The 13,957-nt window shown below is 43.0% G+C and carries 7 protein-coding genes and 1 pseudogene; 6 read left to right on the top strand and 2 right to left on the bottom strand.

What is annotated here, in order from left to right; all coding sequences use genetic code 11:
• The 5 genes and pseudogenes from PX484_RS03850 to lpxC form a co-directional block, all read left to right on the top strand.
• Positions 1 to 493 (top strand): AAA family ATPase (locus tag PX484_RS03850; protein WP_288102915.1); only part of this gene is annotated, 493 nt, incomplete at its 5' end.
• A pseudogene (locus tag PX484_RS03855) lies at positions 450 to 611 on the top strand (IS630-like element ISMae27 family transposase); the annotation flags it as partial. The gene PX484_RS03850 and the pseudogene PX484_RS03855, both read left to right, overlap by 44 nt.
• 137 nt (positions 612 to 748) lie before the next feature.
• Positions 749 to 1,627 (top strand): Hpt domain-containing protein, encoded by an 879-nt coding sequence (locus PX484_RS03860; RefSeq protein WP_287668560.1) that lies wholly within the window; start codon positions 749 to 751, stop codon positions 1,625 to 1,627.
• Between the two features lie 361 nt (positions 1,628 to 1,988).
• Positions 1,989 to 3,974 carry a BamA/TamA family outer membrane protein gene (locus PX484_RS03865; protein WP_409773324.1) on the top strand — a complete coding sequence of 662 codons (1,986 nt, stop codon included), beginning with the start codon at positions 1,989 to 1,991 and terminating at the stop codon, positions 3,972 to 3,974.
• A gap of 119 nt (positions 3,975 to 4,093) precedes the next feature.
• Positions 4,094 to 4,906, top strand: a complete 813-nt coding sequence (gene lpxC / locus PX484_RS03870; protein WP_287764772.1) for a UDP-3-O-acyl-N-acetylglucosamine deacetylase — start codon at positions 4,094 to 4,096, stop codon at positions 4,904 to 4,906.
• Here the strand turns inward: lpxC and PX484_RS03875 are convergent.
• Both PX484_RS03875 and PX484_RS03880 read right to left on the bottom strand, forming a co-directional pair.
• On the bottom strand, positions 4,903 to 5,778 hold the full coding sequence (locus tag PX484_RS03875; protein WP_287764774.1) for an N-acetylmuramoyl-L-alanine amidase-like domain-containing protein: 876 nt from the start codon (positions 5,776 to 5,778) through the stop codon (positions 4,903 to 4,905). The genes lpxC and PX484_RS03875 overlap by 4 nt on opposite strands.
• 696 nt (positions 5,779 to 6,474) lie before the next feature.
• Complete coding sequence (locus tag PX484_RS03880; protein ID WP_287764776.1) at positions 6,475 to 10,698, bottom strand: lectin-like protein; 4,224 nt, start codon at positions 10,696 to 10,698, stop codon at positions 6,475 to 6,477.
• 1,049 nt (positions 10,699 to 11,747) lie between these two features.
• On the opposite strand from PX484_RS03880, the gene bchH reads away from it, so the two are divergent.
• On the top strand, positions 11,748 to 13,957 hold a 2,210-nt coding region (bchH, locus tag PX484_RS03885), incomplete at its 3' end, for a magnesium chelatase subunit H (RefSeq protein WP_288102919.1).

The following is a 13,957-nucleotide window of genomic DNA, read 5'->3' on the forward strand; positions in this document are numbered from 1 at the left end:
AGAAGATGGCTCTAACCTTTCTAGTGTTCTTTACGCAGTTTGTCAGCAGGGAGAGACTCAAAAAAACAAGTTGCTTGACTTCATTCGTTCATTACCAGAACAGGATATTACCGATATTCGCTTTATCATTACAGACCGCAAGGATGTTATGGTGAAACTAATAGAGTCTTTTGGGAACAAAGAACATCAGATAGATGCTCCTTTGTTGTCTGATGGTACTCTGAGAGTTTTAGCGATTGCTGCAACTCTACTAAGTGTAAATTCTGGAACTTTCGTAATTATTGAAGAGATCGATAATGGTGTTCATCCCAGTCGTGCAGATAATTTAGTTAAGCAAATTCGGGAGATCGCCTTAGAAAGAAAACTGAGGGTACTGATCACCTCCCATAACCAGGCGTTATTAGATGCAGTACCCGATAGTGATATTGGAAATGTACTTTGTTGTTACCGAGAGAGTTTGGCTATATTTGAAAAACTTATTGGCATGGTCTAATTTTAACTCCCCTGATAACTTAAGAAGTAAACTTTACCATCTTTTCAGTTCTCTATCCAATGACACGATCGACTATTTGACGGGATGGTCTTGGATTTTAGAAGCTCTAGCTAGGTCTGTCAGGACTTTAGAAAAATGGTATTCGCTTGTCCCCGTCTGGGCCAGTTTCCCTAGCCATTGCCTCATAACTGATATATTTAATGAAAAACTGGGCAATCTAGGACTAGACAGCATCGTGATAAGGGGGATAAGACTTTGGACTCTGCTAACGCTCGGAAAATTCTCGGCTATTTCATCGAAGAAGCAAAAGAACACCTGGAAACTTTGGAACAGGGGATTTTAGACTTAGGCAATCTCGTCAACAACAATGAACAGATGAACGAGATGTTTCGTGCCGTCCATTCCGTCAAGGGGGGGGCGGCCATGTTAGGTTATGGCAGTATCCAAAAAACTGCTCACCGTCTTGAGGATGCTCTTAAAATACTGAAAGAAAATCCCCTAGAAGTGGATCAAAAATTAGAATCTTTGTTCCTCAAGGGTTATGATCTGCTTCAGATATTGATCGATAAGCTGCAGAGTCCCTTGGGTTTGCAAGGCGAGGAAGCTGACGCTATCGTTAAAAACGGTGAAGCGACTTTTGCCGAATTACACGCCCATCTTAACTATCTTCTGGGCCAAGTAAAATCCACCCCAGCTATTGCGGCGGCCTCTTCTATTTCTATCAGCGTCAGAGATATCCTCAAACAGATGTTACAACTGTTCAAACAGCAAGAAACCAGCGCTTCCCGTCAGCAATTACAAAAATTAATTTTACCTCTGTCTCAATTGGCTTCAGAACAGCAACAATGGCAATATTTAGTTAAAAATGCCCAATCGGCCCTAGCTAACCCCAAACATTCCTATCGTACTCTCGCCCCAGTTATTATTAAGGAATTAAAACAAGCCGGTGATTTATTAGAATGGGGTCGCGGGGAAGAAATCACCGTCAGTCAAGAATTGCAATTATTAGCCACCGCCAAATTACCACAAATCCTGATCACCCTGGAACCGGAATTAGTAGCTAGTACCCTGCTGCAAATGTTCAATCGCCAACAGGTCTCGCAACTGGTACAGTTATTACAAACGAGACGTTAACAGCTGCCCCGACGTAACTAATTGTGCGCCCACCGAGGTGGCAATAATCCTCGATGGTGAATTGGGATAGAGCCAAACCAGAAAAAGCTAAGATATGGCAAGATAAAAACTTAATGCTGATGGCTGACCAATATCAGACCTGAGGCAGCATCTCTTGAGTCACCGGTCAAGCCGGGATTTACTGAGAGTAAGCGATCTGCTAGAGTTTTAACGTTCGTTAAATTTCTCGGGCAGAGAAAACAAACAAAACCATAATGGTGTTACTGGGTGTGTGGAAGTGCTTAAAAATCTCAATTTTTCGAGGCGATACTCCTCGCTGGCCCTGCTGCTGGCTATTTTCGGATTATTTCACGGGACGGTAATGGCCGAAGAAGAACCCCCAGAGACGGTTTTTCCCCGCGTCGAGCAACTAGTACAGTCTCCTCCCGCGACGGCAGAAACTACTCCACCCGTGGCACCAGCGCCGGAAACCCCGACGGAAACCCCAACCCCCCCGGAAACTCCCACAACGGCCCCACCGGCGCCGGCAGAGGAGTCGCGGGTTTTGGTGGCTGAAGTGGTAGTACAGGGGGCCGATCGAGAATTAGAAAATCTAGTTTATAATACCATTCGCACCCGACCCGGACGCAGCACGACTCGATCGCAACTACAAGAAGATATTAACGCCGTTTTTGCCACGGGTTTTTTTGCCGATGTGCGGGCAGTTCCCCAAGATACGCCCCTGGGGGTGCGAGTCACCTTTGAGGTGCAACCTAACCCCGTTTTTCAGGGCGTACAGATTCAAATTGCCCCGGAAACCGTGGAAAAATCGATTTTACCTGCCGGGGTGGTCGAGGAAATTTTCGCCGGTCAATACGGCAAAACCCTGAATTTGCGGGAATTACAGGCGGGGGTAAAAAAAATCAATGACTGGTACAGCAAAAACGGCTATGATCTGGCCCAGGTAATCGGTGCGCCGCAAGTAACTCCCGATGGTCGGGTGATTCTGGTCATTTCCGAAGGTTTAATCGAAAAAATTCAAGTACGCTACTTTAACGTCGAACAGGAACCGGTCAAGGGTAAAACCAGAGAATTTATCATTACTAGGGAAATGCGCCTAAAAGCGGGGGATATTTTCAACCGCAATACCGCCCAACAGGATTTACAGCGTGTTTTCGGTCTCGGTTTATTCGAGGATGTGCGTCTGTCTTTTTCCCCCGGCAGCGACCCAAGGGAGGTGATCGTTAACGTCGATGTGGTGGAAGGTAATACCGGTTCCCTGGCCGCTGGGGGTGGTATTAGCTCGAATGCGGGCTTATTCGGGACTGTTAGCTATCAACAGCGCAATTTTGGCGGTAATAACCAAACTTTAGGGGCAGAATTCCAGTTAGGGGAACGGGAATTTTTATTCGATCTGAGTTTTTCCGATCCTTGGATTGCCACGGATAATTTCCGTACTTCCTACACGGTGAACGTTTTCCGGCGACAGTCGATTTCTCTGGTTTATGATGGGGAAAATTCCTCAATTAGGACGCTTAACGATAATGATAGTCCCCGTATCGTCCGGACGGGTGGCGGTATTACTTTTGTCCGTCCTTTGGCCCCCGATGTGTTTACGAAACCAAAATGGGTGCTTTCCCTAGGCTTTAACTATCAACAGGTACAGGTGCAAAATGCCAATGGTGACATCTCCCCCGTCTCTGCACCTCTCAATGGTTTTGGTAGTCAACAACTGGCTTTTAGTTCCTCTGGGATTGATGATCTACTTTCCCTAAATATTGGCGCTATTCGAGATTTTCGCGATAATCCCCTGCAGCCCACCAGTGGTTCTTTCCTGCGTCTAGGTTTAGAACAAACTATTCCAGTCGGTTCTGGCAGTATTTTAGGCACTCGTGTTCGGGGTAGTTACAGTTACTTTATCCCCGTTCGCTTTATTAATTCCTTTAATCTCTTTGAAACCGATATTTTTAAAGGTCAGCAATCCCTCGCTTTTAATGCGCAAGCAGGGACAGTATTAGGCGATTTACCCCCCTACGATGCTTTTATCGTTGGGGGTAGTAACTCTGTACGGGGTTACGCCGAGGGGGAAGTGGGTAGCGGTCGCAGTTATTTCCAAGCCACCGCCGAATATCGTTTCCCCATAGTAGCAATTATTGGGGGGGCGTTATTTGTCGATTTCGGCACTACTGTTGGTTCCCAAGGCGATGTCCCCGGCCAACCCGGGATTGTCCGGGATTTACCCGGTACCGGTCTCGGTTACGGTTTGGGTGTTCGGGTACAATCTCCCGTCGGCCAAATTCGGGTTGACTACGGTTTTAATGTCGATGGTGGTTCTCGTCTCCATTTCGGTATCGGGGAAAGATTCTAATCAGTTATCAGTTATCAGTTATCAGTTATCAGTTATCAGTTATCAGTTATCAGTTATCAGTTATCGATAAATTTAGTTTTTTTGTTGTTCACTGATCAAAGCTTTATTACTTAATAATTATGGTTTCTACTATCGCTAAACAATTTGAATTATCGGGAATTGGCCTGCATTCAGGGGAAATGACACGGGTGCGCGTCTGTGAGGCAAACCCCGGGGAAGGACGTTATTTTGTCCGCAGAGATTTAGCCAATCAACCGATTATTCCCGCTCTAGTTTCTTCGGTTTACCAAACGACTTTATCAACGGAATTGGGACAAGGAGAAGCAAAAGTTAGAACCGTTGAGCATTTATTAGCGGCCTTAACCGCTTTGGGGGTAGAGGACGCTCGCATTGAGGTGGATGGTGCGGAAATTCCCCTCCTCGATGGTTCGGCCAAAATCTGGGTGGAAGCGATCGAAAATGCTGGTTTAAATAACTCTTTTTCTCCATCAGATTTAACTATTTCTCAACCGATTTGGTTGTACGAAGGAGATGCTTTTGTGGCGGTGATTCCTTCTCCTGAATTACGTTTTACCTACGGCATCGATTTTACCTATAAACCCATCGGTAATCAATGGTATAGTTGGAGTCCTGATCAAGAAAGTTTTCGAGATGCGATCGCAAATGCCCGGACTTTCGGTTTTGCTGATCAAATTGAGTATCTGCAAAAGGCTGGTTTAATTAAAGGAGGCAGTTTAGAAAATGCTTTAGTCTGCGATCAAAATCAATGGTTAAATCCTCCTTTACGCTTTGAAAATGAACCAGCAAGGCATAAATTATTGGACTTAATTGGTGATTTGAGTTTACTGGGAACCATTCCCACCGCTCATTACATGGCTTTTAAAGCTAGTCATAAACTCCACATTCAATTAGCTAAAGCAATTCAGGGTTAATTATTTCTTGGATCAAGGGGACGAACGACAAAAATACCGATGGCTTTGTCCACTTTAGTGATATATTTTTCTAGGTCTTTAGCAATGGTAATTTGACCAGCAGGAGAGGCATGAATTAAGCCAATTTTGCCATCAGGAAAGCGATAAACTAGACCGGTATGGGTGGTATCTAAACCAGGGATATTAGTCACGACACCGATAATATCTCCAGCTTGTAGTTGTGGATAAATATCTTTAATCTTAGCGGTGGGAATATAGGTTAAGGATAAACTTTCTAATTGCCGTTCTACCTGTTGAATACAATCATAATTACTTTGAGTTTTTAACTGGGGATATAGAGGGCGATTTTTACTCATAAAGTTGAGCTTTTTGTCAAGAGTAATTCCACCTAATTTTTGAGTTATATTTTCCACATTACCTCGTTTTTGGTTGTCATTAATCCAATCGGAAAAGTAATGCAGACGACTACAATAACCGTCGAGAATACCGTGGCGATAACGCTGATTTAAAACCTGCTGACTAAAAGCAGAATACTGATAATTTTTTAAAGCAAAATTGTGACTCAAAGCGAAAACTGTTTCCACAAATAGGACACAATCAAACTCTTTTAAAGAGATAAATAATTTTTCTGTTGCCGAGCGATCGAGTAATCCTGCTTGATATTTTGCTCCTAAAAATTGAGTGGCGATATTCTGGATTATATCAGCCATGGCTAGGCGATCGAGTTGTTGATTTTGAGCGTACTGCACCAGTTTTTTATAATTAGGATCGCTGACTTCTCGAGCAAGAATAGTTTCCGATCGAGCTATACTCAAGGGAATTAAAACAGGATTAATTAATAAATAGGGTAAAGTTATCCAATTAAAAAACATTTTCGATCGATTACTGAAAATAATAGGGTTTATCACCGACTAATACAAATTAACTATCAGAGTTGTCAACTGTTAAAATCTGCTAGGTTTAGTTGGTGTTTCTCATTATATTCTACTCTATATTATAGATAAATTTATTATCAATATCCTCAAATTATTTAGGCTCTAAAGAACCTGTCATGTAAAACTATTAACAACTCATGCTTGTAAAGCCTATATACTAAAGCTTTGAGTTTTTGTTAGATTGATATTTATCAACTGTAGAGCATTGCTGGGCAGAGAGGGAGTTTGAGGAATTTTCTACAGTGTAAGTTCGGCAGAACCTTTTTTTAAAATGCCTTGTAGTTGGCCATTGACCATGTTTTTAAATTCTAAACGAGCCAATTTTTCCAAATAATTTTGATCCAGATTTTCCGCCTAATTAGGGTTTGCTGAAAAAGTTTGTTGGTGGGGTTAGGAGTCGGTCGTCAGGAGTTTCAGGCTTTGTTGCCCTCTTTTTTGTATTATTTTTGTACTAAAAAAGGATAATGCCAGGTTTTTGAAGGTCTCAATCCTATTTTCGCAGCATGAACATCGGATTTTAACAAGTCAAAAGCCTTATTTTAAAAGGGTTTTACCATTATTCAGCAAACCCTAATTAACTGCAAATTTTGATTAAGGAATAGAGTTTGAGGCTCTATTCCTTGTTTAAATCAATTACACTAACACCAGATCGCGGTTGACATTGAATCCTGTAAGGGTTATGAAGTTCTCTAGGATAGCGAATTGCTGATTATTAAAGGATAACGCTCCATTCGTACTGTTGTAAGAGAACTGACTGGTGGAAGTTGCTCCGAATCCTGCTTTATCAACACGAATTTGATCGGACAAGCTAGGCGATGCCAGCTGGACAGTGAAATCCGTAATTCGATCCACACCTTCACCTAGTTTGTAAAAAGTAAAGATATCTTTACCTGCGCCGCCCGTAAGAATATCATTGCTAGAATCAACCGTTCCATCTCCTTGAGCGGTGCCACCGGTAAGAACATCATCGCCAGAGTCTCCTATTAGTGTATCGATGCCGGAGCCACCGGTGAGAACATCGCTAAATTGACTACCTGTAAGACTATCATTACCTTCGCCACCTCGTATAGATACGTGTCGTCCGTCAACGGGTGCAGTGGGTAAGTTAGTGAAATTGATCACATCGTTGTATTTACTGCCGATGACCGATTCAATGTTTAGGCGATTAGAACTAGCACCAGTAATAGAAATTCCAGAGCTTGCGAGAGAATAACTTACTTGGTCGTATCCTTCTCCTCCATCGATAGTATCATTTACTCCACCGGCGACAATGAAATCATCTCCCGTGCCACCATAAATTGCATTAGCTCCCGTTGTGCGACCCTTAAGAATATCATCGCCATCTTGCCCATAGATACTGACAACGCCTGTAGTGCGATTACTATCAGGAACATAGATATGTTCTCCTGCTATTGTTCCGTTATAAGTTAAACCAGTGACTGTTGTGCCATTTTTAACGGTTGTGCCAATCACAGAATAGGTTGGATACACCTTGAGTAAACTTTCCATGAACTGTGTTATGCCCATGTTTTGCCCATTCATTGTGGATAAAGTATCTGGGCTGAATCCCAATCGCAAGAAAGTTGAAGCTTGATTGGTTTGATTGTTGTAGGCAACTTCTACGGTTGTTTGTCCGCCACTATTGGTGGCGATATTAAACTTATAGCTTTCATTGGTTGCCAATTTAGGTAGGGTTATGGTGTCTATCCCGGGTTGAAAATCTAGAATTTCTACGAGGGAGCGACTTTGAGTAACCTTCACTGTTCCCCATCCTTGACTTCCTTGGCCGGCAAAGAAATCACCAATTCCTCTTAAGTTATTCTGATATTCTTCAATATCTAAGGCATAGTTAACTTCGATATTGGCAAGATCATTGGCTAAGTGGAGTGTTGCGGCCGCTACATTAATAACGGCTTCGACAGCATTAGAACCATAAGGTAAAGCACCGGATAAAGCAGTGGCAGCGGCGGCGGCATAATCAATTCCTGCCCCCGTTACAGCAGCAGCAATATCTGCGGTATGGCGTTTTTCTCTTACATCCCAATCGGGTTCGACAAGCAATTCGGCAAGTTGTTTGAGTTTGCCTGCATTGAAATCAAGTCCGACAATCCCCGAAGCAGGTTGTATGGCAACATTGAAGATATCGGCTCCCCCACCACCGTAAACCTTTTGTGAGGTGGTTAAACCATCATAGGATTGGAGTTGGAAAATATCGTAGGAATTACCCCCAGAAACCGTAATATTGACGTTATTTGGTTTGTCAAGGGTAAAAAACTGAGAGCCGTTATTGCCGATGGGTTTGAACTGATTAATTTCAACAATCCCCTTCAAAGAAGTGGTACTGTTATAATCGTTCCATTTGCCCGCAGCACCGAAATTCATCCCCACATAATCTTCATTTCCCGCATTATCAGGTTGTCCTGTATTCCAGTTGGTATAAGTGGAAGTTTCACCATTGATCCACTGAAATTGTCCTTCGGTCACTTTATCGGTTAACCCAGTCCAAAATTGCTCAGAACCACCAAACTTAGAGACTAAAAAGTCTTGTTCGGCCTGGGAATTGATGGTGACAAGATTTCCGCCTAAACTAACGGCTTGAGCTTGAGCCTGTTCCCAAGTTCCCGCACCTGTTACCAGATACTTGCTGCCATTCCACTCAAAAAATTTGTTTTCAACAATCCCCTTCAAAGAAGTGGTACCGTTATAATCATTCCATTTGCCCGTAGCACCGAAATTCATCCCCACATAATCTTCATTTCCCGCATTATCAGGTTGTCCTGTATTCCAGTTGGTATAAGTGGAAGTTTCACCATTGATCCACTTAAATTGTCCTTCGGTTACTTTATCGGTTAACCCGATCCAAAATTGCTCAGAACCACCAAATTCCCCAGTTAAGAAATCTTGTTCAGATTGTGAGTTAATCGTCACCAGATTACCGCCTAAACTCTGGGCTTGAATTTGAGATTGTTCCCATGTCCCAGCCGTAATAACGCGGTAAATCGAACCGTCATACTGTTTATAACCTTGAGGTAAGGAGAGGTTATTTACCGTTCCGTATTTGTCTAGATTCTCAAAACCAAAGCCTTGGGCTGTCACACCATCTCGAACGAAAATATCCTTCGCTAATCCTTGACCATTATTTGCCCCCGTACCCCCCTGAACAGAGTTGTTCACAAAAACACTATTGAAAGAGGTTAAACCAGCACCAGTGTTAACAAAAATCGCACCGCCTAAACCGGCTCCACCGCCACCTCGACCCCCAATACCGCCATTACCTGGATTATTGCCACTAACGCTATTACCTCCATTGTTTCCATTGCTTCCATTACCTCCATTTCCGGCAAACTGGCCTCCCAAACCTCCTGCGCCTCCTGCGCGTCCTGCGCCTGTCCTTCCTCCCAGAAGATTTGAGCCGCCGCCGCCGCCGCCGCCGCCGCCGCCGCCGCCGCTACCGAATCCTCCATTGAGGCCGTTTTGACCATTCCCGCCATTACCGACAGTCCAGGCGTTTGAACCGCCTTTACCGCCTTGACCACCTTGACCACTAGCACCCCCCACACTGCCTAGAAAACCGGATGCACCGGGGTTACCCAGTCCACCACTAGCACCATTGTGGCCATTAGCGAATCGATAATTACCACCCTGGCCGCCATTTCCTGCTGTGCCATTAGCATTCCCGCCAAAGGCTCGGTTATTGGCAAAAGTCACATTATTAAGGGTGACATTCCCTGAGTTAATTAGCAGTGCGCCTCCTGCACCTAGTCCACCACCACCACCATTGAAGCCATCGCCTCCTTTGGCGTAACCATTAGCGAGGGTAAGTCTTGATAAGGTGACATTCGCCCCATTAATACTAAAGAGCTGCCGTGCATTTTGACCGCTAATAGTGGTATTGCCATCATCAACAAAGTTAATGTCATTACCGGCACCGATATTCAGGGTACTGTTGAGGTTAATTGTGCCACTAACGCCTGTTAAATCAATGGTGTCTATCCCTGGATTAATATTGGCGTAATCAATGGCAAGACGCAGAGAGCCAATCCCACCATCATTATTGTTGGTGACTTTGAGGAGATTATTGTTGAGAGGATTAATGACAACAATTGAGGAAGTAAGATCGTTGAAAGTGTCAACAAAAGACGTATCTGCGGTGAATGTACGACTTGCTCCTGTAAAGCCAGCATGTTCGTATAAAATAGCGGCAAATCCAGGAGCTACCTTTAATGAACTCAGTTGATCGTTGCCAATGGTTAACGAATTAATATCGTAACTTCCTACTTGAAGGGTTTGGAAAGTTCCAGAATAGGTACTATGTTGATAAATGGTTACACCCTGAGATGTATTCTGCTCAATTTCAACTACTTCACCCCCTAAAACAATCGTTTTACTATCATCCTCATCCTTTAAATTGGCCAGGGTTTCTGCGCTCAAAGTTTCCCCATTGACTAAACGGGAAAAAATATCTCCCTCATCCCCCGCACTATCGGTTGTATTAATTTGAGCGTCAACAAAATGCCCGATTTCCTCAATAATCACATCGGCGATAGTCTTCGCATTTCCTACATTCTCGCTTAAAAATCTTTCATTCAGATAGATTTCATTTTTCTGCTTTGTATAGGCTCCATTGGTTGCTCCTAACACTTCCTCAGAGAGAATTTTTATGGTAGGAACTGCCGTAAAATTACCTTGAGCGAAAGCCTGAAATAATTCTTGGGCAAGAATTTGATTGTAATTATTGCCAAAGGCTACTGACCCATCGCTGAGATTATCAAAAAAAGAACTTAGGGATTGTTGAGCAATAGCAATCGCCTGATTCAAGACACTAGCTTCAGAAGAAATTTGCTGATGATTATTCATTGTCTTTACCTTGGTAAAAGTTTGATAATGATGGAGAAGGAAAAAATCGTCAAAACTAAGCCATCGATAGATACCGAGCGACTGCATCCCACTTTTATCATAAGTATAAATGCTTATCTCTCTACTCGAAACCAGGGCTAAATTTTGAATAGTCCCAATTGTATTTTTGATTTACACCCTTAAGACACTCTGAAAAATCCATTCCTGAATTGTTTGATTTTACCATAATTCTATAAGGCAAAATGTCTTGTCTTTTGGGTTAAAAGTGATTGAATTAATCACTTTTGATATCAGAATAGCTTTTATTTTTGCTGATGGCAATCTATAAAATTAATACTTTTCTAATAGATTTTTTTGAGCAGAATATTAGATTTATATTAGATTTATATTAGATTTTAAAGAGTAACTTTATGGGATAGATCCCTAATTCATTAAACTAGAACAAATAAATTAATCTGGATCGATTGGGAGATTAAACCTGATCTACCTTAACTGAAATCCTCAAAACCCTTTGATATTCTGATTTGTAGCGTTTTCAGACAATGAAAAGAAAGTCTCAAAAAAGCGATAGCCTTCTTCCTTAAATAGTAGAGATGCTATAGATTTTCATCAATGCTAGATTCTGCAACTGATACTTTGCACCGCATCAGCATAATAATTGCGATCAATAAACTCTGAAAGTTTAGATAATACAACGACAACACCCCAAATCCTTGACTAGCAATCGAGGGTTAATGCTTATCAGCCTGAGAAATTTTCAATAGCCTTAAATTATATCACAGCAAGAATAATATGTCAATAGATTAAATATTAATTTTTGTAAAGAAACTCCTGAGCAGTTACTCAGAAAGCTCTTTACCATCTGTTACAAAATATGGCAAGATATTTATCGAATTGTGTCAAAACCCAGAGTAAATGCTCATCAGGGTTACATTTTCTGATACAAAACAGAAACATATATCTAAATACCTTAAACAAAGGGCGATCGTCATCTGATGACGAAAATCCCTTCATACCAGACTCAGCAATCATAAGGAGAACCATCATATATGTTCACTCACGTCAAGTCCACCATTCGTCACATAGTTCCCGACGGGTTGAATGGTCGATCGCTGGTCAAGGTGGTCTATGTCGTGCTAGAACCTCAGTACCAAAGTGCGCTGAGTAGTGCGGTCAGGGAAATCAACGCTAACAACCAGAAACTAGCGATCGAAATTAGTGGTTATTTAATCGAAGAACTGCGCGATGGGGAAAATTATCGCAATTTTCAGGAGGATATAGCCAAAGCTAATATTTTCATCGCATCTCTCATCTTTATCGAAGATTTAGCCGATAAAGTGGTGGCCGCTGTCGGTCCCCATCGGGATAAATTAGATGCGGTGATTGTCTTTCCCTCTATGCCCCAGGTAATGCGCTTAAATAAGTTAGGTTGCTTTTCCATGGCACAATTGGGACAGTCTAAGAGTGTCATCGCTAATTTTATGAAAAAGCGCAGGGAAAACTCTGGCGCTGGTTTCCAAGATGCGATGTTAAAGTTATTGCGAACTTTACCGCAAGTCCTGAAATATCTCCCTATGGAAAAAGCTCAGGACGCACGCAACTTTATGTTAAGTTTCCAGTATTGGCTGGGAGGTTCGGCAGAAAATTTAGAGAATTTCCTGTTAATGTTGGCCGATAAGTACGTCTTTGATAACAAGGATGACAGTGTAGTTTACAAGGAACCGGTAGTTTATCCAGATCTGGGTATCTGGCATCCTTTATCGATGAAAATGTGGTCGGATGTCAAGGAATACTTCGCTTGGTACAATAACCGCAGTGATATTGCTGATGACCTGAAGGACCCTTTGGCTCCCTGTGTTGGTTTAATTTTACAGAGAACTCACCTCGTTACTGGTGATGACGCTCATTATGTCGCTCTCGTGCAGGAATTTGAGTCTATGGGTGCGCGAGTCCTTCCTGTTTTTGCTGGGGGATTAGATTTTTCTAAACCGGTAGAGGAATACTTCTGGGATAAAAGCTTAAAAGGAGTGGAAGCGGTTGCTATCGTTGACACAGTAATTTCCCTGACGGGATTTGCTTTAGTGGGAGGTCCAGCGCGACAAGATCACCGGTCAGCGATAGAATCCTTAAAACGTCTCAATCGTCCCTATATGTGCGCGTTACCGCTAGTTTTCCAAACTACTCAGGAATGGGAAGAAAGCGATTTAGGGTTACACCCCATTCAAGTGGCGCTACAGATTGCTATTCCGGAATTAGACGGTGCGATCGAACCTATTATCTTATCGGGCCGGGATGGGGCCACGGGTAAAGCGATCGCTTTACAGGACCGGATAGAAGCGATCGCTCAACGGGCGCTAAAATGGGCTAACCTAAGAAAGAAACCGAAACTGAATAAAAAGGTCGCCATCACGGTCTTTAGTTTCCCCCCCGATAAAGGGAATGTGGGAACTGCAGCCTATCTAGATGTGTTCGGTTCTATCTACGAGGTGATGCAAGCGTTACAAAATAACGGTTATGACTTGCAGGACTTACCCGCATCTCCGAAAGAACTGATGGCAGCGGTAATCCATGATGCCACCGCACAATACCATAGTCCGGAGCTAAATATCGCCTATCGGATGTCTGTGCCTGAATACGAGCGTTTAACCCCCTATTCCGTCCGTTTGGAGGAAAATTGGGGACCACCACCTGGACATCTCAACAGTGATGGACAAAATCTGTTAATCTACGGCAAAGAGTTCGGTAATGTCTTTATTGGGGTTCAACCCACCTTCGGTTATGAGGGGGACCCCATGCGTCTGCTCTTTTCTCGTTCTGCTAGTCCCCACCACGGTTTTGCAGCCTACTACACCTATCTCAATCAAGTCTGGAAAGCAGATGCGGTTCTCCATTTTGGCACCCACGGTTCCCTAGAATTTATGCCGGGTAAACAGATGGGAATGTCTGGGGAATGCTACCCCGATAACCTCATCGGGATGATTCCCAATCTCTACTATTATGCCGCTAATAACCCCAGCGAAGCGACGATCGCTAAACGTCGTAGTTATGCGGAAACTATCTCCTATCTTACTCCTCCGGCAGAAAATGCTGGACTTTACAAGGGGTTAAAAGAACTAAGCGAGTTGATCGGTTCCTACCAAACCCTGAAGGATAGTGGGCGTGGGGTGCAAATTGTCAATACTATTGTCGATAAATGTTTATTGGTCAATCTCGACAAAGATATAAGTTTACCTGATGGTGACACTGCCGATCTCAGTCA

The sequence above is a fragment of the Microcystis sp. M49636_WE2 genome (assembly GCF_030065375.1).
Taxonomy (GTDB): domain Bacteria; phylum Cyanobacteriota; class Cyanobacteriia; order Cyanobacteriales; family Microcystaceae; genus Microcystis; species Microcystis aeruginosa_C.